The sequence below is a fragment of the Lacticaseibacillus sp. 53-4 genome, from assembly GCF_016861805.1.
Classification (GTDB): domain Bacteria; phylum Bacillota; class Bacilli; order Lactobacillales; family Lactobacillaceae; genus Lacticaseibacillus.
The window spans coordinates 1-25,934 of sequence record NZ_BOLT01000030.1 but is presented as its reverse complement, the minus strand read 5'-3'; the positions used below and the strand labels follow the sequence as shown (position 1 = coordinate 25,934).

The window sequence follows — 25,934 nt, the reverse complement described above, 5'->3', positions numbered from 1 at the left end:
CCAACTTCTCCGCTCAGTCAGTATTCGCAACGCTCCAAACGTTGCTTTCAGACCGGCCAGATGCGATTTCATGTCCCCAATACCGAGGTGAATAATCCAGGTTAACCTGTTATCTTGGCTTACGGAGGAAAAGCCAACAAGTATTTTAGATTTCAACTATACTGATCATTCGTTTTCTCGTAGCGAGGCAATGCATGTCATCTATGACCGACACATTCATGGAAGCATAGAAGACCAGACGATTATTGGCATTGACCAGTCAATGTTTCCTGCGACTGATCGTAAGTACGAATTCTCTAAGACATACAGGATTCTAGATGCTACTAAGCGACATGTTGACCAGTCAGTGCTGAACCACCGAATCAAGCAGATTGTCTTCTTCGGTCATTCACTTGGCCCCGCTGATTATTCATACTTTCAGAGTGTCTTCGACTATCTGAACATATACGAAAATAACGTCGAGATTATCTTTGGGTTTGCGCCATATGGGAATTTATCAGTAGATGCGGCAGCCCATATCCAAGAGTCCAGAGTTGCTGCATTGTTCGACGAATATGGTCGGTCAATGGACAATCAAGCTCATGGTAATAATCTGCTTCACAAGTTGTTGTTGGAAAATCGACTCAGCATTCACAACTATAAAAATGCGGAAGAAATGAGTTACTTCGAACACAAAAAATTTAACGGTGGCGAGTAAGTCAATCCCCACCAATCTTGTCTTTAGGCCGATTAGTAAGGGAATTACACTTCACCAAATAGGGAAATGGCAACACCCGGCACGACCCATACGCAATGCGTATGAAGGTCGTGCCGAGTGTTTTTATTTTCGGAAAAGCTCAGAAATTGAATCACTATTCCTGTTCACTTGGCCGACATTGGCGGTGTGGTATCAGCATCTTAAGCAACTAACCATATTAAGAACACGTTACAGTTCAACTTTTGGTTTCAAACCGCGACCTACAAACTGTCTGTATATGTTGAGAGCGAAAGTTCTCACAGACCTTCCGGAAGAATCTTGCAACGCATCGCCGCCGTGCGCGGCGTGCAGCGCGAAAGCCGCTAGCGCGAGCGGCGGCGGTCGGCGTTAGCCGGCCGCCACAAGCCCCCGGTCTCTAATAGGGGGGCAAATATTAGAGACAAAATACACGTAAGTAGGACGAAAGCGCCGGTGGCAAGCCACTTTGCGTAAGCAGAAAGGCGGCTGTGCTGTCAGGTTGCTTCGAAAGGAGCTAACATGCTGAAAGATTTGAACTTAGTCGGCGGGATGACGAATACCGACTGGCTAAACCAGTTTCATGATGAGATGCGCACGTATAAGATTACTCAAGGTCAATTAGCGAAGACGGCTGATTACAGTCGATCGCATCTGAATCAGTTGCTGACGGGGAATAAGCCGATTAACGAACAAGCACGGGTGCGGTTGACGTTAGCGCTGCGGTCACTGACCGGCCAGAACAACATTGACGTATGTATTGATTACTTGGGCGTCACGTTCAAGTCGCACGACTATGAGGAACTGGTGACGGAATTGTTCCAGATCAACCCGAATCACTTCAACCTTAAGGAAGGAGCGCGATACGGGTACGCGGCGACCTTGAAATGCGGTGAGATTGACGTGCTACTGTCGCCATATCAAGATGTGAATGCAGACGGTTATGATCCAAGCGAAGACAGCGGCACGATGATTGAGCTGAAAGGTCAGGGTTGCCGATACGTTGAATCTTATTTGCGCCAGCAGGATCGCACCTGGTACGACTTCTTGGAGACCTGCATTGCGCTTGATGGTCACTTCACCCGCGTTGACCTTGCTATCAATGATCGTAATGGTCTGCTCGATGTGCCGACCTTGATTGAGAAGTGTGACCGCGATGAATTCACCTCGCGTTTTCATGGTTTTCGTGATAATCGCACCAAGCAGTGGGAGGTATCCGGCAGAACTTTGTATCTGGGGTCGCCGCAAAGTGAAGTTTACTTCTGTATTTACGACAAAGCCTTTGAGCAACACCAGAAGCACCCTGAGATTGCGATTGAAGACCAGCCGATACGCACGCGCTTTGAAGTCCGGCTACGTCGCAAGCGCGCCGCTGCGGCAATTAAGAACCTGTTGGCAGAGCGTGATCCAGAGAAAGTCGTGTTCGGCATCATCAACCGTTATTTGCGATTCTTGACGCCGAGCCACAAAGCCAAAAGTCAGTGGGCTACAGATCCGCGTTGGGATGCTTTCATCGGCAATTATCGCGACAAGCTGCGGTTATCTACTAATCCTGAACCATTGAGTTACGCGCACATTACCCGCTGGCTGAAGAAACAGGTCGCGCCGTCACTGAAGATGTTGCAGCTGATTGATCAATACAATGGCACCACCGAGCTGAAGGCGATTATTGACGGCGGCAAGCTGACGCACCGGCACTGGGATTTAATTCACCACTATCAGCACCACCGCAATGGCGTTTTGACGGATGCAGCACCAAGTGAGATATCAAAAAAGAGTGACTACGCCGACCAAAGCAAGTAGCCACCCTTCACAGATAAGATATGGGTTCTATCTGGTTTGATTATCTCACTTCAATCAACGAGAAGGAAGTGACGTAATTGGATAAGAGTTTTGTCTGCTATCAAGATCTGATGGCATTAGGCTTCAAGCAGCACACCGCGCGCGATATCATTAGACAAGCGAAGCAAAGGATGGTACAAAAGGGTTATCCCTTGTATCTCAACCGAAACTTAGGGCGCGTGCCGCGTTCTGTCGTTGAGTCCATTCTAGGATCACCGATGAATGGAGCTGTTGAGAATGAGTAAAACCAAATATCCAGGCGTATTCATAGACGCCAAAGGTAACTTCTACTATGAAACCGAGTTAGGCACCGACAAGATGAGTGGCAAGCGTGTCCGCAAGAAAGGGCGGAAGGACAGTCAAGGAATGCCATTCAGTACCGCGTTTGCTGCAAACAAGGAGCTGACACGGGTAAAACGTGAATATCATGAGGCGCATGGGTTTACGAACTTCCGCATGACTTACCGCCAATTCATGAAGGACGCGTATATCCCAGCGTACAAAACTGACGTGGAGGAAAGCACCTTTGCCGTCCGTAATCGCAGCTTTGACATCTGTATTGCACGGTTTGGCGACCAGTTACTGCGCGACATCGACATCACTGATGTGCAGAACTTCCGCACGTGGTTGCTCACGGATGAGAAAGACGGTGGTGCGGGCTACTCGCAAGGATATGCTGGATTAGTGTTCGGCTGTTTCCGCAAGTCCCTTGACCACGCGGTGCAGATGCAGTACCTGTCCAGCAATGTGTCAAAGCGAGTTAAGGCGATTCCTAAGGCCAAGAGCAGTGTGCCGTTTTGGACGAAAGCTGAGTTTGAACAAGTTATCGCGCAAATCTGCATTGATGATGTATACGGGCACCTGAACTTCGTGATGTTGTGGCTGTACTTCCTGACTGGCGTGCGGGTCAATGAAGGAACTGCGCTGTGGTGGCGGGATGTTGATCTCGCCAAGAAGCAGCTACACGTTGACCACATGCTGGTGATGAAGAACCGGCATGACTGGGAACGCCACGACTACACGAAGACGGACAGCGGCAAGCGGATCTTGACGCTCGATGATGACACTGTGGCGATTCTGCGGCGATGGCGCGAGATACAGACGAGTTTCGGGCTGGGTGGGATTGATGACTTCATCATGACCTATGACGGCTTGCCGATGACCAAGTCGACGATTTCGCGGATTATCCACCGCTACGCCAAGTTGGCGCAGGTGCACCCGGTCGAAGGCAAAGGGCTGCGCCACAGTCACGCGTCGTATCTCATCAATGAGTTCAACGTATCGGTGCTGGTGTTGTCAAAGCGCTTAGGCCACTCGTCACCTGAGATTACGCTCAAGCACTACTCGCACTTGTGGGGCGGGCTGGATGCTGACATCGCCGAACAGATTGCAGGCAACATCGTGATCAAAACGGCGAGTCAGAATCAGGTGCGGTTCGTGGGGAATCAGGCGGTAAAGTATGACCAGCTAAGCCCCGCCAAACTCCCCGCCAAAACGGCATCCGTAGTGTAGAAAGCTAGTGATGGCAAGGGTTAGCGCCGCTGAAGATACGCTTGAGTGGGAATAAGTTTATTGCACGTCCAAACGCTGGTCAATCAGCGTTTGGACTTTTTTTGTGTGAAATCTGAAAAGTGGAGGTTAGAAGCGGTGGTTGAGATGAAAACGATGGGATTGCGGCTGTTAAGGTCAGTCATCTAACAAGTCGTATAATTAAGTTAGCATTGTCACAACTTTGGAGGCGCCCAAATGAATTACAACTTAAAGCCCATGAAATATTTTTTGGACGTGGTGCAGACCCACGGTTTCAGCTCGGCAGCCAAACGCAACTATGTCTCAGAGACTGCTGTCTCCACTGCAATCAAGCATTTGGAGGATGATTTGGGGGTACAGCTCATCAACCGTACGCAAACTTCACTGTCACTGACCGCCGCCGGCCGATTCTTTTATCTGCGGGCGGTTCAAGTATTGGATGCCTATGGTGAAATTTGGCGTCATCCGGAACAACAACCAGCAGGTCTGCTCAGGATTCACTTTCTTCAAGGATTGGAAGCTGACGCAGCCGCCTTTGCGCAACATCTCGGGGCAACTAGGCAATTGAGTTTTGATGAAGAACCCTTTACTGACGCGTTCACTCGGCTGCTGGCGCATGATTATGATATTTTGATCGGATTTGAGCTGGCGTTTAGTGGCAACACGAAGCTCCAGACCTTCCCGCTGCGCAAAGTCGGTTTTGATGTGCTCTGCAACACCCAGGCGCTGGCGACACAGCCTGATGCGCCAACGCTTAGCCATGGCGGCAAGCTGTATTTACAGCACTGGAAGTCTACTGGCATTGCTGATATTCAATCAGCCATGGTCGAAAAATATGCGCAGAAAGGCTGGGGCTATGCCTCCATCGCGCAGGTGAATAGTTTTCAAGCCGCCGCTTTAGCAGTGAATTTTAAAGGAGGCGTGGCGCTGGTGCCGGATGACTTCAGAGTACCTGCGCATTGTAACAACCTCACACGGCTATCACCGAAGCATTTGGAACAAGCCTTCAACGTGGTCGCGGCAATTAGTCGCGATCGCCAGGAACTATTTGAAGGGATGATTCTTAAAGCGATAAGTTCAAGTTATCGCTGACAACTATTCGATGTTGGTAAGCTTTGTGAAAACGCTTTATCCTTTACTTGTTGGATACTTCACAATAAGAAAGGATGCACCACCATGAAGACGTTAAAGACTCAAATCGTGATTGTTGGCAGTGGTTCCGCAGGTTTGTCGGCGGGGTTTGATTTGTATCAGAAGAAAATCCCGTTCATCATGTTGGAGCGTGGGGATAAAGTCGGCGGTGCCGGTAAGTTCGGGGCCCATGGTGTGTTTGCGGTCCACTCTAAGCAGCAACTCGAGAAGGGTGTGACCTACGACTATGCGGATGCGTTCAAGGGGTTGACCAGCTATAATCACTATTTTGTCAACGGCGAACTGCTGGCACGTTTTCTCAAAGATTCCGGTGAGAATATTGACCGGATGGCCGCAATGGGATTAGCCACCACGGTTGAGCAAAGTGAACAGAAAGCGCATCTCAATGACCCACTGGTTTATCACAAGTTCAATAACTTCAAATCAAAGATGGCCACTTGGGATGCTTGGCCACAGAAATTTGAGGACTCCGGGAACCCTGTTTTGACTGAAACCTGGGCGGTCGGATTGGACTATGATTCACAAGCGGGCCTTAAAGCCGTGCTCGCTAAACAAGCTAGCGGCGAGGAGCTGCGCATCGAAGCCAAGAAAGTGATTTTTGCCGACGGCGGGTATTGCGGCAGTCCGGAAATGATGGCGGCTAAATACGCTGATAATGACGCGTTGCTGAATTTAGGGGAGCGCAAGGCTGACGGCACTGGGATCAAGCTCTGCGCGAAGTACGGGGCCAACGTGGCTCACAATCCGGTCTTGTTTGCCCATGGGTGTGCGCCAAGCCTGCGAATCAACCCAATGCGGCGGCAAAGCAGTGTGGAAACTTTGACCAACTTGCCGCTGCTATGGGTCGATCAAACCGGGAATCGATTTGTTAACGAAGACATTGTCTATGACTTTGCGATGTGGGCCAATGCCGCGCACAACGTTCAAGGCCAATATAGTGTGATTCTCGATCAAGCCACGCTGGACCATTTTCGTGATCACCTCGTGCCAATGGAAGATACTTTTGAACGGCAATTTCTCGAACCCGGCCAAACGCCAACTGGCACAGTCGGGCCGATCCCGGCGATTCAAGCAGACTTCGAGGATGCCATCGCACATGGTGAAGTCGTCAAAGCCGATAGCATCGAAGACCTTGCGGACAAGTTGGGGCTCCCAATTGCGGCCTTTAAACGCACCCTCAAAGTTTATAATCAGGCCGTTGCCGATGGGCAAGACGATACTTTCTTGAAGCCGGCGGCGGAGCTGAAGTTTGGGGTTCATCAAGGCCCGTTTTACGCGATCAAAGAACACTGCGCAATTTTGGGCACGCTCGACGGGGTCGCTGTCGATCGCAATTGCCAGCCAGTCACCAAAGCCGGCCAACCGTTAAAGGATCTGTACATCGTCGGCAACAATGTCAACGGCTTGTATTCAGATGGTTATCCGAGTTATGAAGGAATCGCCAACGGGTTTGCGTTTGTCTCGGGCTGGATCGCTGCGGCCGAAGCGGGTAAGGCCGTTCAGGAGGCAGAGAAATGTTAGAAAATAAAGTGGCATTGATCACCGGTGCGGCACAAGGTATCGGTTATGGGGTGAGTGTCGCCTTCGCTAATGCCGGGGCAAACGTTGTGTTGACCGATTATCAACCCAGTGTGGTGGAAGTGGCGCAGTCCCTGAATGGGCAAGCCTCAGGGACAGTGATCGGTTTGGTCATGGATGTGACCAAAGACGACTCGATCGATGCGGCGCTGGCTCAGGTGATGACGCAGTTCGGCCGCTTGGATTATGTCATTAATAACGCTGGTGGCGGTGTGCTGAAGCCCTTTGCTGAGCTCACGAATGAGGATTTTGACAAGACTGTTGGCCTGGACCTGGTTGGTACGTTCAAGTGCATGCGTGCGGAAATCAACTTATTCCTGAAACAAGGCTTCGGGTCGATCGTCAATACCGGCGCGCTGGGCAGTTTCTACGCCCCAGGTGGTTTTGGCGCTTATAATGCGGCCAAAAATGGCATCATGGGTATGACACAAGCCGCCGCGGTTGACTATGCGGATCACAATATTCGTGTCAACTGTGTGGCTCCGGGACTGACCAAAACGCCGCTGAACGACGGGGCTTTCATTGATACCATGACGCCAACGGTCCCAATGAAGCGTTATGAAACGGTTGAAGAGCTGGCCAAAGTGTTCGTCTTCGTTGCCACTGAAGCGACCTTCATGACCGGGCAGACTGTCGTGATCGATGGCGGGGTCAGTGCTGGATTGAAACAGGAGGCGCCACATGCCTGAGGTTGTCATCATTGGCGGCGGCCTATCAGGACTGGTCGCCTCAATCACTGCGCGGCAGGCTGGGTTGTCCTGTGTGGTGATTGAAAAAGGGCGCAGCCTCGGCGGCGACGGCAACTATGTGGAAGGTGCGATGGGCGTGGATTCAAAGCTTCAACAACAAGCCGGCATCACTATCGACCGCACACAGTTGCTGCAAGATGAGCTGAATTATTCCCATTTCGAAGCCAGCGCGCCGCATCTCAAACAGTTGATCGACCATTCTGGCGAGACCATCGACTGGTTAGCAGACCAAGGGGTAAAGTTTGCCAGCGTCGGCCCGCAAGGAAAAAGCTGGCCCACCATTCATGCCTTTGCCGGCGGCGGCCACGCGGCGGTGGCAACGCTGGTGGCCAAAGCGCGGCAACTCGGCGTCGAATTCTGCACGAGTACCAGTGCCCAAAAATTATTGCAGACTGCCGGGCATCTGTCAGGCGTTGAGGTCATGAACGAGGTCACCGGGCAAACGAAAGAAATTGCCACTGACAACGTGATCTTAGCCACCGGCGGCTACGTGGACAATCCTGAATTGATCAAAAAGCAAACGCCATTATCAGACCGGCTGATGAGTGTCAGTGATGGCAAATCCACCGGCGATGGCATGCAGTTGGCCTGGGCGGCCGGGGCGATGCATGACAGCATGGGGGCTCTCCAGTTTGGTGGTGGGGCCATTTATGACCCGATGCTGCCGCCGTTTCTGCATATGAGCTCTGAAATTGGCGTGGCTGCGACTCAAGAAGCAATTTTGTGGGTCAACCAGGTCGGTGACCGGTTTGTGAATGAAGATGTGAATGACAACATGTGCCACGCAGGGAATGCGCTACTTGGCCAAGCGCGGACATTTGCGATTTTTGACGCGGAAGCCGTCAAACATTTGAGCACGGTCGGGTTGTATAAGGCAGTGGGCAATTCGCCATTTTCGCCGGATACCTTAAGCAAGCTGCCTGATGAATTAGCCTCGGACCTAGCAGCGCATCGCAAGTATTTGGCGAAAGCTGATACCTTGGAGGCCTTGGCAGACCAGCTGCATTTGCCAAACCTGGTTGATTCCGTTGCGCGTTATAATCGACAAGTCACGGCGGGCGTTGATGCCGATTTTGGCAAAGCTTCGGCTTATCTAACGCCGGTTAAGGATGGCCCATTTTATGCGGTGACCTTAGGCGTGGGGATGGCGTGTGCGATTGGCGGCCTGCGCATCGATACGCATAATGCGGTGCTGAATGCCCAAGGGTATCCGCTTCCTGGACTTTATGCGATTGGCAACGATGCGGCAGGGATGCTGGTAGGCGATACTTATGCGGTGACCTTGCCAGGCAGTACCGCGGGATTTGCGGCCTTTTCAGGGCGCAACGCGGTCGCGGCAATCGTTCAACAAAAATAATGCTGAGACCTTAAACAGTTTCATCACCAAGCACGAGTGCCTCTGGGCCACGATTCCGGAATGGAATTGTGGCGCAGGGGCATTTGTCTACTTTATGAGAGATGAAGAAGGTATCTAGCAGGGTAGGCTTTTGATGCGCGTGTTGTGCTTCCCCTCAAAGGGGTATACCACTCATCCCCATTTTTCTTAATGAACAATATTGTGAGTACTGTTTCGGGCACCGATTTTGGTTTCGCCTAATTATGGTCAGTTCATTTTGATTGATCCGTCTTTGCTTGGTATCGATGTTCCTCATGCTCTGATTTAATCAAAATGATTGGCTCTCGGTCTCTGCCGCCGTCGTCAGATTTTGTAGTTGAGTTTGTGGCGCGCGGCCATCGGCGTTAAACACGGGCAGAACGTGTTGCACTTTCACGTGCTTGAGACTATTCAAGGTGGCGCGCCACGTGTCGATGGTCTGATCAGTGACCGCGGGGGATAGGAGAGTAAGCGCATTGTTGTGTTGATAGGTGACGCATGACAGGCCGAGGTGGTCGGCGATGGCAGCGCCAGTAATTGACGGATCAGTGTCCAACACAATGAGTTGGGGCGTCTTTATTTCAAACGCTTCAGCCGGCTGCAGGGCCTGAGCGGCGATGGTTGGCGTTTGATGGCCTCGAATATTGTGCGCGACGGCCTGCAGGTCTGCGACGACCGCGTTCGCCGTTGGGAGGCTGCCGGCGCCAGGACCGATGAGCACCAGCGACTTGGTATTGGTTGAGGTCAGCTCAATGGCGTTGAACTCATCGTCAACATGACTCAGGGGATCGGTATTGGGCACCAGGGCTGGCGCGACGGTCAAGTTCAGTTGATTGCCGCGGCGAATAGCCCGGATCAGCGGCTTGATGGTGCAGCCGAAGTGTTTGGCCGCGGCAAAATCAGCGGCGGTGAGGGTCGTGATCCCTTGGCGGTGGATGCTGGCCAGTGTGGCGTCGAGCCCAAATGCCAACCGACATAAGATCAGCAGCTTGTAGCTGGCGTCGAGGCCTTCGACGTCGTTGGTCGGATCAGCTTCGGCGAAGCCTTTTTGCTGTGCTTCGGCAAGGGCGTCTGGGTAACTGCGGCCGCGCGCCATTTGCGACAAAATGAAGTTAGAGGTGCCATTGGCGATGCCGGCGAGTGACGTGATGGTATCGCCAGCAAAGTTGGTGTTCAAGGTGCGCAAAATGGGAATGCTGCCCATGACGGCGGCCTCGTAATTCAGGGCCACGTGCTGGCTGGCGGCAAGTGCGGTCAGCGCTTGGCCATGCGTGGCGATCAAGTCTTTGTTGGCAGTGATGACGTGCTTGCCGTTTCTCAGTGCCTGCTGGATCAGTGCATACGGCAGGTCAATGCCGCCAATCGCCTCCACGATAATTTGAATCTCAGGGTCATTGACGATTTGAAACGCGTCGGTGGTCAGCTTGATGTCCGGAAAATGTGCCTGACGCTCTGGTGTGATAGTCCGCACCGCTGCCCGCGTGATTTTAAGCCCGGCGGACGCCAGCTGAGGCGACTCGCGCGCAACGATGGTGGCAACGCCTTTCCCAACGGTCCCAAGGCCTAGCAATCCGACATTGATTGTGGTCATTAGATCACTCCTTTCCAGAGGTTAAGCCTGAGCTAAGCGCGTTGACTCGCAGTGGCACGAGCGTCTGAAGCCAGCCTGCATAGACGCGGGCAGCGTCGCGTCGCCATGTGTTTTGCGGCTGCCGATTTTGATCAAAATAATGCGCGGGCTTTGGAGTTGCCGGATTCTTGCGGCAATCGCGTTGATATTCAGCGAGCAGCGTGTCGGTTTGGTACTCCAAATGGCCGGCCAGATACCAACTGTTGGTGGCGACGTCTTTGATAAAAGTGGCGCCAAGTGCAGAAGAGCCGGCGATGATCTGCCCGCGAAGGACGCTGGTCAATGGAATCTTAAAAAAGCGGGACTGTGGCATCGTCAAGCCGCCGGTCGTGTAAACGCCTGAGAGCTTATCCCTCAACGGCTGGCCGGTAAAAAGGCCATCGATTGTGCCTGCCGCGTAGGCGCCCCAGCAGATAAACAGTGAACCGGTGACATGCGTTTTGCGCCATGCCAGAATGCGGTGCAGCTCCTGCCAAAAATCCACTTGTTGAAACGGCAGGCGATCCAGTGGGGCGCCAGTAATGATCAGGCCGTCAAAATGCTGGTCCTCGATCTCGTGAAAGCCGGCGTAGGCGCGGCGAACGGCCGCCGCATTGTGGCGAAGATGGTGGGTGTCTGGTACACAGAAAGTTAATGCGACCGGCCGCTTGCCCGCGGCCAGCACTTGCGCGAGTTGCTGCTCTGTCTGCGCCCGGTTCGGCATGAGGTTTAAGACTAACAATTGCAGCGCACTCGGGGCTGTGGCCTCGGCCGTGCGGGTCAATCCGCGTAAAATCGTCACTTGTGCCATTTTCATCACCTCCAGAACAAACAAAAATCCCGCGAATCTTCAATCAAATGAAGACTCGCGGGACGCCAATGCGTGGTACCACCCGTGTTCTGACAATTGTCATCAACTGCCACTCAAGCCGTACGGCGCAGTTGCGCGATACGGTCACGCGATAACGGGCGGACCCGGCGACTGCTCACGACAAAGCTCACAGCGGCAATACTCGGAGACCATGTTCAACGGGCCAGCGCCACTGACTTTCACCACTTGTCAGCTCTCTGCAGACGCCGCATCGTTTACTTATCTCGTCAACGTGTTTTTAGTTAACGTCATACTATGGCATTTTCTCATCAAGGTCAAGCTATTTTCTCATGAGTAGTTCAGAAAGCTGCGCCCGAAAAATTGGCGTCCAAAGTTTGAGATAGCCTTGCTGGGTTGGGTGGGCATCATCGAGCATAGCGAAAGGAAGCTGGCTGGTCGCGCTGGCCAAAGCTTGATTGTGCTTCAGATCAAGAACTGCAAAGCCGTATTTCGTCTGCAGCTGATAAAGGACAGCAATGAGGTTCTCGTAGTCTGATTCTGGCTTGTGCACGCAGGTGTAAAACAAAATGGGACAGTCCCAGTCTTGTTTGACCCGCGCGATGATGGCTTCGATCGCGCCAATGGTCGTGGTCGTGTCAAACTCGGTCGCGCCGGCTTCGGTAATCGTGCCCACTGGTTTGCCGGCGCGTCCGTCATTGGTGGACAGTTGGCAAACAAACGCATCTGGCGCAGCCTTGGGATGAAAATTTTGCAGCCGTGAAACGTAGCTGCTTGGCTCAGGGCCGGCGAGCGTGGTGCCGGTAATGGCAAGCTTGTCCGCAATCAGCCCGTCGCTGGCCTCGAGATCATCAACGAACGATTTGCCAAAAGCGCCGGCGCCGTATGTGATCGACGAGCCTAAAAAGACGATGTATTTACCGTACAAAGGCGATGCTGGATTCAGGGTGAGTGCGGCAGGTGCGTATTGCGGCAGATTGCCAAGAACCACGCGACTCAAAAATTTGTGTTTGGTCGCCAACAACAGAGCGGCCGCCCCGACTGCAGGCGTAATCAAAACAGCTTTTTTCATGATGAAGCCCTCCCAGACCAAGGATATGGCGAACCCTTGCCGCTTTCAAGCCGTCAGTGGCCGGCAGCGGCGCAGTTAAACAGACTCACAGGTTTTGGGCAGTCTGCCGATCAACGCGGAGCAGGTGAAAGCCAGTCGTGTCGTAGTCGAAGACCAGCACGGCGCTATTTGGGAAACCACCAGCCAAAACTTCGGTCGGGTCCTGAAGCTGCCGCAGAAAATTAAAGCACGCGGCGCTGTGGGACACGGCTAACACGTTCTGGTGATCCGGCTGCTGCATGATCTCAGTCAAAGCCTTGAGCAGACGCTGACCGGTGGTGTTCGAGGACTCGCCGCCGTACGGGACGAAGAAGCTCTCGAAGTCTTTGGGCTGCGCCGGATTAAGCGATTGGCTTTCGCCCTCAAAAACGCCGTAATTCATTTCTTTGAGAGCCTTCAGGTGACAGACTGGCAGCCGGCCATGGATGATCAGTTCCGCAGTGTCCACGGTCCGCTCGGCAGTCGAGCTGTACGCGTGATCCAGCGGGAGCGGGTCAAAATAAGCGGCCAGTCGTTTGGCCTGCGCGATGCCGCGGGCCGTCAGCGGGGAGTCGCACCAACCCTGAATTTTGTGCTGCACATTGAACAGGGTTTCGCCGTGGCGTACCAGATACAGCCTCCCCATCTTACTTTTCCTTCTTTTCGTCGATCAAAATGGTGCCGGCTGGCGGGTTTTGATCCAACGCGCCGACGATGGGGTGCGGCGAATACGGCGCCTCCAGCGCTTTGATGTCGGCTTCGTCGAGTTCAACCTGCTGCGCTTCAGCCGCCTCGCGCAGGTGCTTTTCCTTGGTGGCACCAACGATTGGCGCGGCGACGCCCTTGGCCCACAGCCAGGCCAAAGCAACTTGGCTCATGGTGACGTGATGCTTTTCAGCCACGGCTTCAACCTGTTTAATGATCGCCAGGTCGTTTTCTTCCATGTTGTCATACTTGCCCTTGGCCACCTTGTCGGTGCGGCTGCGCAGGGTGTCCGTGTCCCAACCGGGATGGCTGAGGTGACCAGCAGCCAGCGGGCTGTATGGCATCAGCGAGGCGCCCCACTTTTTGGTCAGCGGGATCAAGGCCTTTTCGTCCTCTCGGTACAGCAGGTTGTAGTGATTTTCCATCGTCTGAAAAGTGGCCCAGTCGTGCCGCTTAGCGACCTGCTGCATCTGGTCAAACTGCTCGGGGTACATGGCGCTGGCGCCGATGGCACGCACCTTGCCGGCAACAACGAGGTCGTTGAGGGCGGCCATCGTTTCTTCAATCGGGGTGTCATAGTCGAAGCGGTGGATGATGTATAAGTCCAGATAGTCAGTCCCTAGGCGCTTCAGACTGCCGTCAATTTCGCGGTGAATGGCCTCACTGCTGAGCCGGCCCGGGTTGAAATAGACTTTGGACGCGAGCACGACCTGGTCGCGGGGCACGCCGTTGTCGTGTAGCGCCTTGCCGAGGTATACTTCGCCAGTGCCTTTTGAGTAGGAGTTGGCCGTGTCAAAGAAGTTGAGGCCGAGATTAAGCGCCGTTTTGACCATTTTCGTGGTTGCTGGCTGATCCAGTGTCCACGCGTGCATGGTGCCGGCTTGGCCAAAGCTCATACCGCCGACGCAAAGCTGGGAGACGGTGATGTCGGTGTGACCCAGTTTAACTTGTTTCATCACGTTTCACTCTTTCTGCAATTTGCGCTTAGTGATTGCGAACCTATCGCACACTCTATTTTACCGCTATTGGCGGTGCGGTTATCGAGTTTTACGGCTTGGTGCGCTGACCCAGCTGTTTGGGGGCACAGTGAGTTGCTGAGTAAAAAAGTGAAATTAGATTAGAGCCAGATGTTGATTTTCTCATCCAGTCGTTGTACCGTGTACCTAACAAAATAATTCGTCCATAAACCGTTGATGTGGAGATCAAAACTGCTTTGCACGCACAGAGAGCGACCGGAGCTGGGAATGTCGTCGAACGCAGGCAGTCAAATGGACCACTGAGGGACAGGCCAAAAGAACCAGAGCGCAGGTGCCGCGCACTTAGGACTTCGGCTAACCGATCACGAGCGCAGCGTGCAACGCACGCAAGCGAATGATGGTTAGACGTAAGTCCGTTGCGGCATCGCAGCTCGCCGTCAAGTCAGCCTGTACGTGAGGCATACGTCAGTTGTCGGAGGGGTGTTAGCCCTTCGCTAAGCGGGATGAGGCACGTGTTTGTTGTACCCATCCAATTAAGGTGGCACCGCGGAATAATCCGTCCTTAAACAGTAACTAACTGTTTATGGGCGGATTTTTTGTGTATCTGGTTCAATGGAGGCTACTTTATGGCAATCAAGTTCGCACGCGTAGATGAACGGCTGGTCCACGGACAGATTATGACCAGCTGGATCAAGCAGTACCCGGTCTCACATATCTTAATTATCGACGACGCCTTGGCGGCAGATGAGTTCACGTCATCGGTTCTCGCAATGTCGGCGCCGGCTGATATTACCATCGACATTCAGCCGGTGGCTCAGGCGGCTAAAATGCTTCAGGACGCCAGCCAGCCGGACTTCTTCGTCCTGTTTAAAACGCCGGTCGCGGCGGTTGCACTGGTCAAGGCCGGCGCAGCACTGACCAGCCTCAACATTGGCAACATGGGCAGTGCGCCGGACCGCACGCCGCTGACTCGCCGCGTTTTCGCTAACCCAGCCGAGCGCAGTGCCATGCATGAGCTGCAGCAGTTGGGCACCGAAGTCTACTTGCAGATGCTGCCAAGTGACCGGCGCGTGGCCTATCAGCAGGAGGTGAGCGCATGAACACCTTTTTCATTGCAATCATTATTGCAGCCTTGTGCTGGCTGACCAGTTCGGCGCTGCCGATGTGGTCCCGCTGGGCGTTTTACTTCGGGGCGCCGCTCGTCGCCGGTCTGATCGACGGGCTGCTGCTCGGCCAGCTGACATACGGCCTGCAAGTTGGCGCAACGATTCAAATGGCGTACATTGGACTGCTTGCCGTCGGCGGCACGCTGCCGAATGAAATGGCGATTGCAGGTTACCTGGGTGTTGCGATGACGATGCTATCAGGCAGTTCGGCCGCGACGGGGCTGGCGATTGCGACGCCGCTAGGGCTGCTCGGGGTGCTGTGCCAGAACGCGAAAATGGCGCTGAATCCGATCTGGGTCCACCGCGCGGACACCTATGCAGCGGCCGGGGATCTGCGCGGCGTGCGGCGGATGAACCTGTTCGCGTCGCAGATTGTGCCGTTCATTACGTACTTTATCCCAGCGTTTTTGTGCGTGTACTTTGGCGGTCATTACTTTGCGGCCTTCATGGCGGCACTGCCCGTACAAATCACCAATATTTTGATGTTGATCGGCAAAATGATGCCGGCGCTGGGACTGGCGATGCTGATGCAGGTGTTGGCCAAGAAGTCGACGATTCCGTTCATCTTGATCGGGTTCGCCCTGGCAGCGTATTTGAAACTCGACGTGATGGCCATTGCCATTATCGGGACGGGACTCGCGCTGCTGCACTATTACTACATGCCACAAGGAGGTCATCGTGATGGAACAGACGCCAAAAAAGCTTAGCAAGAAAACCCTGCGGAAGACCTGGTTTGCATGGCAGTCATGGGGCCAAATCTGCTACAACTACGAGCGGATGATGGGCCTCGGGTTTGCGCACGCGATGTCTTACGTGCTGGAAGAATTGTACCCTAACGACAAGGACAAGCTGGCTGAAGGCCTGACCCGCGAGCTCACGTACTACAATACTGAGAATACGTTTGGGTCAATGATTGCAGGCATTGTCGCTTCGCTGGAGGAGAAAAAGGCGAATGACGACTCACTAAGTGGGGATATGATCAACAATCTCAAGGCAGCGCTGATGGGGCCAGTGGCCGGCATTGGCGACACCATCACACAATCACTGGTCAAGGTCATTCTGCTGGGGATCGGCATCGACATGGCTAAAAACGGCAGTGCGCTCGGGCCAATCTTATTCGTCGTCCTGTTTTGTGCCTACGCGCTGATTGTTGGCCACATCTGCTTCTACTCGGGCTATCACCTGGGTCAGGCCAGCGTTACCAGTCTGCTCAAAGGCGGGAAGATTGCGCGCGTCACGGATTCGCTTGGTGCGTTGGGCATGATGGTGCTAGGCGCCTTGATTCCCACCACCATTACAGTGGGCACACCGCTGAAATTTGCGGTGGGGCAGGTCAAAATCAATTTGCAGTCGATTCTTAACAGCATTGTGCCGGATCTGCTGCCGGTGCTGCTATTCCTCGGCCTGTTTTACCTGCTGCGCAAAGGTCAAAAACCGGTGCGGCTGATGGGCCTGGTTATCGTGGCGGCCATCGTGCTGTCGCTCACTGGTATCTTAAAATAACCAATGATGCCGTCAGCATCGTCTCGCAAAGCTTCGAACTCTATGACCGACTGGAGTTCGAGGCTTTTTGATAACAAAAATTAAAACGCTATGCACACGCATATAAATGCGCTACACTATTTTCGCTTACCAGGTTGTAGCTATCTCGGTCTTCCGTGAGGGCGAGGCCGCATGATGTTTAAGCAAGAAAAGCATTTAAAGCAACGAAGAAGGATCAACGTCAGTTTGAAGATGACCACCAAGGAGACAGATAAATGACAAAAACAATTATTATTACCGGCGCAAACTCCGGCCTAGGGTTTGAGACGACAAAACAGATTGCTGAGCAGGGAGAGGATTATCACCTGATTATGGCCTGCCGCAATATGACAAAAGCAAACGCGGCGCGCGATGAAATTATTAAGGCTATACCAGACGCCAACTTGACGTGTCTTGAGTTGGACACTTCCTCGCTGGCCAAAGTGCGAGATTTTGTCGCTGCCTTCAAAGCGCTAGACGAGCCGCTTTACGGGCTGGTTTGCAACGCTGGTATCGCTGGCAGGACGGCGACTGTGACGGCAGATGGGTTCAACAATATTGTTGAGACCAATTACCTTGGCCACTTTTTGCTGACACAGCTGCTGCTGCCGCTGATGCAGGATGACAGCCGCATTGTGACGGTCAGCAGCGAACGGCATGATACGCCGCTTCGGGGTGTGGCCTGGCCAGGAGTTGAGGCCATTGCCTACCCTGGCCACGATGCCATGGTGGATGAGCGCAGCTATGTTTATTCCAAGCTTTGCACGATTCTGTTCACTTATGAATTGGATCGGCGGCTGACGGCAGCTGGCAATCCGATCGTCGTGAACACTGTTAATCCTGGGCTTATGGTCGAAACTGGGCTGTCCAAAAACAAATCGCGCTTCACGCCGGAAATGATGGCACAGGTAGCAGATTTACTCAGCACCGCGAAAGACTCGGCAACGATGATCAAGAATTTGATGGTGGATGACAAGTTCGCCAAGGGTCCGGCAAGGTATTTTGACCGCAGCAGTGACAAGCCGATTCGCTCGTCGAAAATGTCTTATGATCAGCAGATCCAAGATGAGCTTTGGGATTTCAGCATGAAGGCTGTGGGTTTAGCCAAGTAGTTCAAACAAAGTGTGTCAAGTAAAACTTTCTCTTTGCTAGCGACTGGTACGTCACGGACAGGGAGGATGTTTTGATTTCTTCGCAAGGTCGTTTTGGACTTGCCATGACGCCATAAAAGCCGGTGAGAAGGCGCTTGAAATTAATTTTGGGAAAACACTATGCGCATGCATACAAATGTGCTATACTCAGTTTGCGTTAAAAATTAGCTACTTTTGGTAAGCAAATTGTCAAGACGATAAGGCCGGGTCTCTTCCGACCAAATTTTTTGGCCAACACTATGCACGCGCATATAAATCAAACAAATTTTTGGAGGGTTTACGATGAAACTTATTACCGTTGAAGAGCATTACGACACAGATCGGAACATCAAGGAATTCAACCAATACTCAGAAGTCAAAAACAACAATCCGCGTCAGGACCAACTGCGTCCGGACCTTGTGGATTTCAGCAACAAGGTCGCGTACATGGATAAGAACGGAATCGACATGCAGGTGATCTCGGATGCTGGTAATTCCCCGCAAGTCCTGCCTGACCAGTACGCGGTTGACGGCGCTCACGCCCAAAACGAGACCCTGGCAGAAAACATTAGTCAGTACCCAGACCGGTTTGCCGGTTTGGCCACCCTGCCAGCCAACACGCCAGATGAGGCCGCCAAAGAACTCGAATACGCCGTGACCAAGCTGGGCATGAAGGGTGGCATCATTTCTGGCAGCATCAATGGTCAGTTCTTGGATGATCCCCGCTTTGAGCCGATCTTCGCTGCCGCTGACCAGCTAGGCACCACACTTTATCTACATCCAGGCGTCATCACGAACGATCAAAAGGCGATGCTGTACGACAGCAAGGCATACAACGCATTAGGCGCCACGATGATGGCCGGGGCCATGTGGGGCTGGCACATGGAGCAGGGCATTCAGATGCTTAGGATCATCACGTCCGGCATCATGGAGAAGTACCCGCACTTCAAGATTGCTTCCGGTCACTGGGGCGAATTTGTCCCAATGTTCCTGGAACGGATCGATGGCTTCAGCCCAATTATCACTGATCTGCCGCTGAAGTTCTCGGACTACTACAAGCGCCAGGTTTACCTGTCACCATCCGGCATGTTCACCGCGCCGCAGATGCAGCTGGTGTTGACTGAGATGGGCGCCGATCACGTCATGTGGTCCGAAGACTTTCCTTATGTTCAATCCGGAAATGAAACACGTCAATTTCTTGAACAGGCGGACATTACGGCTGCCCAGCGTGAAGCAATTGGCCACGGCACCGCCGAAACAGTGTTTAACTTAAACTAATCTCACCCGATAAAAAGGAGAAACCATATGACAAAAATTGGTATTATTGGTGCGACGGGTCACGTCGGCCAGGCAATCATGAAGGAAGCGCTTGACCGTGGTCTGCAGGCCACAGCCATCGTGCGCAGTGCAGAAAAAGCAAAAAAGCTGTTCGGCGACCAGGCCGCGATTCTGGCCAAAGACGCCATGGCACTGACGCAGGCCGACTTATCAGATTTTGATATTATTGTTGACGCGTTTGCTTCCGCCAAGCCGTATGAACACGTTGATTTAGCCACCCGCCTGATCAGTTTTTTCCGTGAGGATCAAGCGACTCATTTATTCTTTGTGATCGGTGCCTCAACGCTGCTCAAGCCAGATGGCAGCACACTGCTCACCGACACGATGAAGCGCTTTGCCGGCGAACCATGGCTTGCAGGGATGATTGAGCAAAACCGGGAATTTGAATTTTTGCAGTTAGTCGATGACGTGAACTGGACGGCAATTACACCATCCACTGATTTTACCGATGGGCCGAAAACGACCTATCGCGTGGGTGGCAGCCACATTATCAACAGTGCCGCCGGGGAAAATGAAGTCTCAGTGGCTAACTTTGCCGCGGCCTTGCTTGACGAAAGCGCACAACCCAAGCATACACGGACTCAGTTTTCGGTCGTCGACGCCTAGGAGGGACATCATGATTCCAGACAAAAATGACCAGACCATCATCAAGCAGCTTCACATCGCATCGAACAATGCGCTGCGTGTGCTTGACCGGCGCCTGAAACCGCTGGGGGTAAACAGCAGCCAGTACTTTTTTGTGCTGAAGCTGCACGATGATCCAGGCGTGACGCAGGATCAGTTGGTGCGGGCGGACAGCCGCCATCAAAGCAATGTCAATCGGGAAATCACTCGGTTGGTCGCGCTGGGGCTGGTGGACAAGCGTCAATCGCCAACCGATGGCCGAAGGTTCGAGCTTTGGCTTACCAAGGCGGGTGAGGACTTGTATCCGCAAGTCAAAGCTGCGCTGGATGCGGAGGAAAAGGCGCTTAGTCAGTGCTTGGCCGCAGCAGACGGCCGGGTGAGCCAGCAGGACCTTTTGGCCGTGCTCCACCGCATTGCACAGCTGGATAATCAGTGAATCGATAAAGAAAGCAGGAAAAATATGCCGGCATTGACACTAAATGGGCACACCTACCCGGCGCTACAGATTCCCGAAGGCTACCAGATCATCGTCGAACAGCTGGTCCCACGAAACGGTGAGCAGGTTCACCTGCGGCGGTATCAGCCAGCCGCCTTGCAGCAGGAAGCACTCAATCGGGAACATGTCACCGTCATCTACGGTGACAATGGGTACCTCTATTCTTATAACGCCTTGACACAGCCAATCGCGGGCAAGCTGCCTGATGAGACCCAGGCGTTTGCGATTGCGGAGCGAGTGTGGCAAGAGGTTGATTCCACCTACCGTCAACGGCTTGAGCCGCTTCGCAGTTTGACCGGTCAGACGCGGACGTACATCAATGCAGATGGCCAAACCGTCACTGTGCCGGTGGAATGGGCGAAGTACGTCAACACTGTGGACACTGGCAGCTATGAATGGGTCGGCCTCGCCCCGAACAACGCGGTGATCGAGTTCGAACGCCTGAGTTTCTGGGATTTTTTGGCTAATCGCCAGAAAACAGAAATGTGGAACGGTGATGATTGGATCCTGGCGCGCCGCGGGCTGGGGCCTCAATTGCCGGCGCCGCTGCCAGTGGCCTAGCCGGTTGACCGTCAGAAAAATCACCCAAAACAGTCCAGTCAGCAAAACGGCTGGGCTTTTGCGTATAAACAATCGCCGATAAGTGTCAATTGCTTGGTCAAATTCGGCTGCAGTGCCAAAAACGCGAAATTGTTATTGATTGACAAGTTATAATTGAGCAAACGGGGGAAGCACAAGAGAGTGGTTGGAGGAATTTAAATGGAACACAATAAACGGTAGCTACTTGCTGCCTCGGGGCTGGTATTGGTCATCGTCCTGGCTGGGTGGTACCGTTATGCGCATGACCATCAGGGTGTTTCGACTGGCACCAGCACGACAGCTGCGGTGACCACCCAGAAGCAATTTTACCGTCAGTTCACCAAGCAGTATCCTGCGCTGAAGCCAGCCCTAGACCACGATGCCAAGCCTGACACCTATGTGATCCCGGGGTTGGTGCGAACCGAGTCGCTCAGCACCAGTTCCCGGCACCAAGTGGGGATCAGCAAGACCATGGATCCACAAGGGCTGGCCGTGACGCCCAATTTTGTGGTGATTTCTGCATACAGCCGTGACAATCGCTTTGACTCTGTGCTGTATTTTCTGAACAAACGCACTGGCCGCTTTGTGAAGCAAATCGTCCTGCCCAACGCCTCACACGTCGGCGGGCTTGCCTATGATCCCGTCAGCAAGCGCCTTTGGGTGACGACCGAAACTTTGCAAAACACCGCTTCGCTGTCGGCGTATGACGCAAAAACTTGGCAGCGGGCGAACTTTGCTCGCGGCCATCGCGCCAGCAAGTTTGACCAAGTCGTGTCGTTGAATCGAGTCAAGCGGGCCTCGTTTCTGACCTACCACAACAACGCGCTTTACGTCGGCTTCTTTGACCAAAGTACCCAGGGCAATTTCGTGGCGTTGCCGCTGACGAAGCAGGGCCTGCCCGATACCGCGAACCGGCGCCGAGTAGAGCTTCGCGGAGCCAATCAAGCGGGCAATTACACGACCAGTAAAAAGCTGCAGGGCGTCACGTTCTATCATGGCCAGATCCTGTTTTCGCAGTCGTTCGGGCCTAATTCGTCCAGCATCTTGGCGTTTGACAATGACGGCCAGCGGACTTGGCTTGATTTTGACGGTGATGATACCCTTAAAACGGTCACGCTGCCGCCGTATCTTGAGCAAATTTACGCAGACGGCGAGGATCTTTACGTGTTGTTTGAATCAGGCGCGACGCACTACCGTAAGGCCAAGTTGGGCTTTCACGCCGATCGGGTGGTGAAGCTCGATTTAGGCAGCCTGATGCAGGCCAGCTAAGGGGCTGGCTCTTGAGCAATCGAAGAGCGGCTTTTTGTCCAAAGCATGAAGGCCTCTGTGCCACGATTCAGTTAACGAATCGCATCGCAGAGGCCTTTGTGGACTTGGCCGTTCGATTAAGTAACGCGCCTAAGCTGCTGTGTGTTGCAGTCGCCTTTTTGACGTGGGCTGGTGCCCAGCTTCGGTGGGTTAAGAGAAAATCTGCTTGCTGAAGACGTAATTCAGACCGATCACGACCACCTGGTCAATCACTTTGACAATGATTGGCGAGCCGTGAAGCAGCGTTAGCCCCACGAACAAGATGGCGGTGTCAGCTAGCAGTGAGGCCCCGCGCAGCGTGAAGAAGCTGACGGCTTCTTTCACGACCGTTCTGGGGGTCATGTCGGCAGCGCCAAACACAAGTTTTTTGTTCGCAATGAAAGCAAACAGGACGCTGAGCACCCAGGCGACGATGTTGGCCCAAAACCAGGCGGTCCCCAGGTGAGTCAGGCTGAAAAAAAAGCACGATGTTAATCGCTGTGGTCAGCCCGCCGACGACTAGGTAGCGCAGGGCTTCCCCGTACCGGTCATAAATTGTTGTCACGCGATTATCCATTGATTGACCTCCCGTGAGCATGAAGCAAACTCTTGTAAATGAGGGACGCAGTGTGGGACGCGGTGCCGTTGATCACAAGCGGAAAGGCACTCAGTTGATAATGGGCAGTGCGCACTACATCGACCGCTTGGCTGGTGGTGCACCAGTTGCATACGGTGATTTGGTACCGGCCAGGCTCAAGTGGGTGATGCAGCCGATAGACGGCTCCCGCATCGGTTAAGTGGTAAGTTTGGCCGCTGGCCAGCTTGGTCAGCGTGACCGCCACGACTGAATGCGCATGAATCTGCATGGAAAAGTAATCGGCAGGACCGTTCAGTGTCACGTTCTCGGTCATCGTGGCGTTTGGCCTGAGTCGTTCAGGCTTGGCGTGATACTGCTCGGACAGCTGGCTGTGCTGGGCCGCCACCACCAGCGGTGGCGGGTGCACTGCACCCACCACGTGGCTCAGGCCAAGCACGCTGCTGCAGGTCAGGCCCAACAAAGCCACAGGGCGCCAGGCGAGCCGGTGGACCACTGCTTTTGCTTTCACCGGCTTGGGGATGCTCGCCAAGGTGAACAGCAGTAAGGGCAGAATGATCTGACCGTAGCGGGCCTCGGTTTCCCACAGGAGGGTGTGGAAGGCCAAGTAGCCCAGGGCGGTGACCACAGCCAGCATACTGGCAGCGCCGCGGGCTTGGCGCCACTCGGGCTGCCACGTGAGCAGGCGCAAAATCAAAGTCAGCCACAAGGTGAGCGTGGCCGTGGTATAGCTGATGGCGGTCAGGGCAGCCAGTGTCTGGACGTGCTTTTGATAGACCGCCGGTGCCGACCGGAACCCACCGTTGTACCAGGACTGAATCCCTTGAACATTCAGCAGAATGCCCAATTTGGTGAACCATAGCTTGATCAGTCCCGAACCCCCCAGATGCTTCACGCGCTGTTTCAGCAGCACCAAATCATGATGCTGACGGGCCGCCTGGTCAGAGAGCTTGATTGCGGCGTGGACGTCGTGGGCGGCATACATGCTGTGGCTTTTGGCGTTGGTTCCCATCAGCAGCCAGTTGGTGACGGGAAACGCAAATTCGGTCTTGGGGGTGTAGTGGCTGGCGGCGTCGATAACGCGGGTAGCCGGCACGCTGAGGCCAAAGCCGACCACCACGAGCAGCATCGGCAGCCAGAGCTTCAAAGGCTTGAGGAGGTGCTGGTGGTGCAAAATTAGCGCGACAATGGCAGCCGCTGGTATCAGTACGATCAGGTTTGGTTTGATCAATGCGCCAAGTAACACCGCAACGGTTAGACCAATGCCCGCCCCAATTTGGTGACTGCGTGTTTGTTCTGGCCACCGCCAAAAAATGCGCATGATGATCAGCAGAAGCAGCATCGACGGCAGGTCGGAATAGAAAACCTGCTTGTCACTGCCAAGCAGGCAAGTAAAGTTGTCCAATTGCAGTGACAGAATCGCTCAAAGCCAGCTTACCCTCCCTCAGATATATTCGCCAGCCATGAATTCTGAATCAATTCTGAAACTTTTTTAGAAAAGGGCCCCGACCGTTGCCCACCAGCGACAGTGTTTGTTGCCGCCTAGCTGCTGTTTGGTGGTGGAGAAAACAGTATTCTGGAAGATTGGCAGGAGCGCCTGACGCGCTGACTAACAGGTCTTAGAAGGGGATAAAGTGGAAAATTAAGAGTAGTATGATTCAAGAATATTCTGTTATCATAATCTTAAAAGTATTTTGTTCCCACGAATCGACTATCTGTGTACAAATTTTACATTATGTCCATTCTCTATTAGGAATAGGGAGTTCCTAAATAAGACCAGTTCAAATAATATAAAAACAATTTTTCAAAACTGGTTTAGCCTTGCAATTCTCTAATGCTATACTCATCTCAACCAGGGGGTTGTCAACCCCACTAAGCATCTTCGCTCTGATGGCGCAGTGCAAGAAATGAGGAGGAGTATGATGAAAGCAAGTCCCAAGAGTAACTCTTTAAGAGTTGATACTGATCGGAAAATCCATTATAAGATGTTCAAAGATGGCAAGAAGTGGGTCTTTACGGGCTTGGTAACGACTTTCTTCACAGTTCTGCCATTTGTACAAATCAACACTGTCAAAGCTGACACAACTACGAACCTGGAGCCGACAGCGCAGGTGACGAACTCAGATTCCAGTGCAACGGCGGCGAACGCTTCGAACACAGCCGTTCTTGAGACGCAAGCCGCCACTGCTGCAATCCCGGAGACCACACCGGCGAAAGCACTGCTTGAGATTAAAAATGCCCAGGCAACCACGACTGAAAGTGGTCTGGTCACCGTCATAGGGACGACGACGGCCAATGCACAAGTTACAGCAACTGCTGAAAATGGCATTACCCGAACGGTGACCGCCGATGCAAACGGTTATTTTAGTGTTGCGCTAAATGGCACATCCACTGTTATTTTGAAAGCCTCGTTGGATGGGCATTCAAGCGAGCCGGCCGCTGTGGTAGTTCCAAAAGCGAAGACGACAGCTGAACAGGAAACAGCGACGCCCACATCGGCGGTTGCTTCGAGAGCAGCATTAGCCGAGGTTGCAGACAATTCCCAAGCTGAAAACACTCAGTCGGCGGGCAACGCAATTCGCTTAGTCGATCCTAGCGATGACGAGATTGCGGCTGCTAAGGCATCCGCAACCGACTCATTCAACAAGACGGGTCTTCCACAGACTATTCAAGTGCTCATGGCTGACACCGATTCTTCTCAGGTGGAAGAGGTTTATAACAAGAGTTTCTTGCAGACACTCCAGCTGACTAAATCAGATGCATACACCAGTGTCGATGGTCAAATCATAGTTAAAGCCGGTGTCCGGGAAGTCAAGGATGGGGACACAACCAAGAAATATCTTGCTTACGATCAGCCAATTACAGTGACATTCGATCATTTCTCAAATTTGGGTTCGTTCAATAACATGAAAGAGGATACCGACGGCGATGACATTAATTGGCTCGATCCCTCGACGATTTTAGGAGCTATTACTCCCTGGATTATTCATAGAATTTCAAAAAAGCAGCGCAATCCCACGATTCACACGGGACTGCGCTGCTTTGGTGTT

25 protein-coding genes and 1 other annotated feature are annotated in these 25,934 nt (G+C 53.2%); of the genes, 18 read left to right on the top strand and 7 right to left on the bottom strand.

Going from position 1 to position 25,934, the window contains the following annotated elements; translation table 11 throughout:
• Nucleotides 1-91 precede the first annotated feature (91 nt).
• From JUF21_RS10260 to JUF21_RS10225, 8 genes are all read left to right on the top strand, one after another.
• On the top strand, nucleotides 92-697 hold the full coding sequence (locus JUF21_RS10260; RefSeq protein ID WP_203664441.1) for an AbiH family protein: 606 nt from the start codon (nucleotides 92-94) through the stop codon (nucleotides 695-697).
• A 537-nt stretch (nucleotides 698-1,234) separates the two neighbouring features.
• Entirely contained in the window at nucleotides 1,235-2,515 is a 1,281-nt protein-coding gene (locus JUF21_RS10255) for a replication initiation factor domain-containing protein (protein WP_203664439.1), read from the top strand.
• Between the two features lie 77 nt (nucleotides 2,516-2,592).
• Nucleotides 2,593-2,799, top strand: a complete 207-nt coding sequence (locus JUF21_RS10250; protein ID WP_003575700.1) for a DUF3173 domain-containing protein — start codon at nucleotides 2,593-2,595, stop codon at nucleotides 2,797-2,799.
• Entirely contained in the window at nucleotides 2,792-4,066 is a 1,275-nt protein-coding gene (locus JUF21_RS10245) for a site-specific integrase (protein WP_203664430.1), read from the top strand. Before JUF21_RS10250 ends, JUF21_RS10245 begins: the two co-directional genes overlap by 8 nt.
• A gap of 234 nt (nucleotides 4,067-4,300) precedes the next feature.
• Nucleotides 4,301-5,176 carry a LysR family transcriptional regulator gene (locus tag JUF21_RS10240; protein WP_203664428.1) on the top strand — a complete coding sequence of 292 codons (876 nt, stop codon included), beginning with the start codon at nucleotides 4,301-4,303 and terminating at the stop codon, nucleotides 5,174-5,176.
• Between the two features lie 84 nt (nucleotides 5,177-5,260).
• Complete coding sequence (locus JUF21_RS10235) at nucleotides 5,261-6,757, top strand: FAD-binding protein (RefSeq protein ID WP_203624349.1); 1,497 nt, start codon at nucleotides 5,261-5,263, stop codon at nucleotides 6,755-6,757.
• Complete coding sequence (locus JUF21_RS10230) at nucleotides 6,751-7,503, top strand: SDR family NAD(P)-dependent oxidoreductase (RefSeq protein WP_203624350.1); 753 nt, start codon at nucleotides 6,751-6,753, stop codon at nucleotides 7,501-7,503. The genes JUF21_RS10235 and JUF21_RS10230 overlap by 7 nt, the downstream gene beginning before the upstream one ends.
• On the top strand, nucleotides 7,496-8,920 hold the full coding sequence (locus tag JUF21_RS10225; RefSeq protein WP_203664426.1) for an FAD-dependent oxidoreductase: 1,425 nt from the start codon (nucleotides 7,496-7,498) through the stop codon (nucleotides 8,918-8,920). The genes JUF21_RS10230 and JUF21_RS10225 overlap by 8 nt, the downstream gene beginning before the upstream one ends.
• 307 nt (nucleotides 8,921-9,227) lie before the next feature.
• On the opposite strand, the gene JUF21_RS10220 is transcribed toward JUF21_RS10225, so the two are convergent.
• The 5 genes from JUF21_RS10220 to JUF21_RS10200 all read right to left on the bottom strand — a co-directional run bounded on the left by JUF21_RS10220 (nucleotide 9,228) and on the right by JUF21_RS10200 (nucleotide 14,127).
• Complete coding sequence (locus tag JUF21_RS10220; protein ID WP_203664424.1) at nucleotides 9,228-10,529, bottom strand: homoserine dehydrogenase; 1,302 nt, start codon at nucleotides 10,527-10,529, stop codon at nucleotides 9,228-9,230.
• Between the two features lie 4 nt (nucleotides 10,530-10,533).
• The gene (locus tag JUF21_RS10215; RefSeq protein WP_203624353.1) at nucleotides 10,534-11,358 is read right to left on the bottom strand and encodes a homoserine O-succinyltransferase; all 825 of its coding nucleotides are present in this window, start codon (nucleotides 11,356-11,358) and stop codon (nucleotides 10,534-10,536) included.
• 55 nt (nucleotides 11,359-11,413) lie between these two features.
• Nucleotides 11,414-11,658: a binding site (T-box leader), on the bottom strand.
• 40 nt (nucleotides 11,659-11,698) lie between these two features.
• Nucleotides 11,699-12,448: an SGNH/GDSL hydrolase family protein gene (locus JUF21_RS10210; protein WP_203664422.1), complete on the bottom strand. Its 750-nt coding sequence runs from the start codon at nucleotides 12,446-12,448 to the stop codon at nucleotides 11,699-11,701.
• Nucleotides 12,449-12,533: 85 nt separating this feature from the next.
• Complete coding sequence (locus tag JUF21_RS10205) at nucleotides 12,534-13,112, bottom strand: histidine phosphatase family protein (RefSeq protein WP_203624355.1); 579 nt, start codon at nucleotides 13,110-13,112, stop codon at nucleotides 12,534-12,536.
• Between the two features lies 1 nt (nucleotide 13,113).
• Nucleotides 13,114-14,127, bottom strand: coding sequence for an aldo/keto reductase (locus tag JUF21_RS10200; RefSeq protein WP_203624356.1), 1,014 nt, complete (start codon nucleotides 14,125-14,127; stop codon nucleotides 13,114-13,116).
• Between the two features lie 647 nt (nucleotides 14,128-14,774).
• On the opposite strand from JUF21_RS10200, the gene JUF21_RS10195 reads away from it, so the two are divergent.
• The 9 genes from JUF21_RS10195 (at nucleotide 14,775) to JUF21_RS10155 (ending at nucleotide 22,271) form a co-directional block, all read left to right on the top strand.
• Nucleotides 14,775-15,248: a PTS sugar transporter subunit IIB gene (locus tag JUF21_RS10195; protein WP_203624357.1), complete on the top strand. Its 474-nt coding sequence runs from the start codon at nucleotides 14,775-14,777 to the stop codon at nucleotides 15,246-15,248.
• Nucleotides 15,245-16,021, top strand: coding sequence for a PTS sugar transporter subunit IIC (locus JUF21_RS10190; protein WP_203624358.1), 777 nt, complete (start codon nucleotides 15,245-15,247; stop codon nucleotides 16,019-16,021). Before JUF21_RS10195 ends, JUF21_RS10190 begins: the two co-directional genes overlap by 4 nt.
• Complete coding sequence (locus JUF21_RS10185) at nucleotides 15,996-16,817, top strand: PTS system mannose/fructose/sorbose family transporter subunit IID (RefSeq protein WP_203624359.1); 822 nt, start codon at nucleotides 15,996-15,998, stop codon at nucleotides 16,815-16,817. The genes JUF21_RS10190 and JUF21_RS10185 overlap by 26 nt, the downstream gene beginning before the upstream one ends.
• Nucleotides 16,818-17,071: 254 nt before the next feature.
• Nucleotides 17,072-17,947 carry an SDR family NAD(P)-dependent oxidoreductase gene (locus JUF21_RS10180; protein ID WP_203624360.1) on the top strand — a complete coding sequence of 292 codons (876 nt, stop codon included), beginning with the start codon at nucleotides 17,072-17,074 and terminating at the stop codon, nucleotides 17,945-17,947.
• A gap of 321 nt (nucleotides 17,948-18,268) precedes the next feature.
• The gene (locus tag JUF21_RS10175; RefSeq protein ID WP_203624361.1) at nucleotides 18,269-19,243 is read left to right on the top strand and encodes an amidohydrolase family protein; all 975 of its coding nucleotides are present in this window, start codon (nucleotides 18,269-18,271) and stop codon (nucleotides 19,241-19,243) included.
• 27 nt (nucleotides 19,244-19,270) lie between these two features.
• Nucleotides 19,271-19,909 carry an NAD(P)-dependent oxidoreductase gene (locus tag JUF21_RS10170; RefSeq protein ID WP_203624362.1) on the top strand — a complete coding sequence of 213 codons (639 nt, stop codon included), beginning with the start codon at nucleotides 19,271-19,273 and terminating at the stop codon, nucleotides 19,907-19,909.
• A gap of 10 nt (nucleotides 19,910-19,919) precedes the next feature.
• Nucleotides 19,920-20,363 (top strand): MarR family winged helix-turn-helix transcriptional regulator, encoded by a 444-nt coding sequence (locus tag JUF21_RS10165; RefSeq protein WP_203624363.1) that lies wholly within the window; start codon nucleotides 19,920-19,922, stop codon nucleotides 20,361-20,363.
• Nucleotides 20,364-20,387: 24 nt separating this feature from the next.
• Complete coding sequence (locus JUF21_RS10160; protein ID WP_203624364.1) at nucleotides 20,388-20,984, top strand: hypothetical protein; 597 nt, start codon at nucleotides 20,388-20,390, stop codon at nucleotides 20,982-20,984.
• Between the two features lie 243 nt (nucleotides 20,985-21,227).
• Nucleotides 21,228-22,271 carry a hypothetical protein gene (locus JUF21_RS10155; protein WP_203624365.1) on the top strand — a complete coding sequence of 348 codons (1,044 nt, stop codon included), beginning with the start codon at nucleotides 21,228-21,230 and terminating at the stop codon, nucleotides 22,269-22,271.
• A 189-nt stretch (nucleotides 22,272-22,460) separates the two neighbouring features.
• Here JUF21_RS10155 and JUF21_RS10150 read toward each other — a convergent pair whose 3' ends face one another.
• Nucleotides 22,461-22,712: a GtrA family protein gene (locus JUF21_RS10150; protein WP_374706452.1), complete on the bottom strand. Its 252-nt coding sequence runs from the start codon at nucleotides 22,710-22,712 to the stop codon at nucleotides 22,461-22,463.
• 146 nt (nucleotides 22,713-22,858) lie between these two features.
• A complete protein-coding gene (locus tag JUF21_RS10145; RefSeq protein WP_203664420.1) occupies nucleotides 22,859-24,289 on the bottom strand; it encodes a hypothetical protein in 1,431 nt (476 codons plus the stop codon).
• 514 nt (nucleotides 24,290-24,803) lie between these two features.
• Here JUF21_RS10145 and JUF21_RS10140 point away from each other — a divergent pair.
• The coding region (locus JUF21_RS10140) for a KxYKxGKxW signal peptide domain-containing protein (RefSeq protein WP_203664418.1) at nucleotides 24,804-25,934 on the top strand (1,131 nt) is incomplete at its 3' end.

Coding starts and splice junctions, on each gene's coding strand:
- JUF21_RS10200 (WP_203624356.1), bottom strand. CDS start 14,127: ATGAAACAAGTTAAACTGGGTCACACCGACATCACCGTCTCCCAGCTT.
- JUF21_RS10210 (WP_203664422.1), bottom strand. CDS start 12,448: ATGAAAAAAGCTGTTTTGATTACGCCTGCAGTCGGGGCGGCCGCTCTG.
- JUF21_RS10235 (WP_203624349.1), top strand. CDS start 5,261: ATGAAGACGTTAAAGACTCAAATCGTGATTGTTGGCAGTGGTTCCGCA.
- JUF21_RS10220 (WP_203664424.1), bottom strand. CDS start 10,529: ATGACCACAATCAATGTCGGATTGCTAGGCCTTGGGACCGTTGGGAAA.
- JUF21_RS10160 (WP_203624364.1), top strand. CDS start 20,388: ATGCCGGCATTGACACTAAATGGGCACACCTACCCGGCGCTACAGATT.
- JUF21_RS10170 (WP_203624362.1), top strand. CDS start 19,271: ATGACAAAAATTGGTATTATTGGTGCGACGGGTCACGTCGGCCAGGCA.
- JUF21_RS10185 (WP_203624359.1), top strand. CDS start 15,996: ATGGAACAGACGCCAAAAAAGCTTAGCAAGAAAACCCTGCGGAAGACC.
- JUF21_RS10230 (WP_203624350.1), top strand. CDS start 6,751: ATGTTAGAAAATAAAGTGGCATTGATCACCGGTGCGGCACAAGGTATC.
- JUF21_RS10175 (WP_203624361.1), top strand. CDS start 18,269: ATGAAACTTATTACCGTTGAAGAGCATTACGACACAGATCGGAACATC.
- JUF21_RS10225 (WP_203664426.1), top strand. CDS start 7,496: ATGCCTGAGGTTGTCATCATTGGCGGCGGCCTATCAGGACTGGTCGCC.
- JUF21_RS10180 (WP_203624360.1), top strand. CDS start 17,072: ATGACAAAAACAATTATTATTACCGGCGCAAACTCCGGCCTAGGGTTT.
- JUF21_RS10205 (WP_203624355.1), bottom strand. CDS start 13,112: ATGGGGAGGCTGTATCTGGTACGCCACGGCGAAACCCTGTTCAATGTG.
- JUF21_RS10255 (WP_203664439.1), top strand. CDS start 1,235: ATGCTGAAAGATTTGAACTTAGTCGGCGGGATGACGAATACCGACTGG.
- JUF21_RS10245 (WP_203664430.1), top strand. CDS start 2,792: ATGAGTAAAACCAAATATCCAGGCGTATTCATAGACGCCAAAGGTAAC.
- JUF21_RS10190 (WP_203624358.1), top strand. CDS start 15,245: ATGAACACCTTTTTCATTGCAATCATTATTGCAGCCTTGTGCTGGCTG.
- JUF21_RS10240 (WP_203664428.1), top strand. CDS start 4,301: ATGAATTACAACTTAAAGCCCATGAAATATTTTTTGGACGTGGTGCAG.
- JUF21_RS10215 (WP_203624353.1), bottom strand. CDS start 11,358: ATGGCACAAGTGACGATTTTACGCGGATTGACCCGCACGGCCGAGGCC.
- JUF21_RS10195 (WP_203624357.1), top strand. CDS start 14,775: ATGGCAATCAAGTTCGCACGCGTAGATGAACGGCTGGTCCACGGACAG.
- JUF21_RS10165 (WP_203624363.1), top strand. CDS start 19,920: ATGATTCCAGACAAAAATGACCAGACCATCATCAAGCAGCTTCACATC.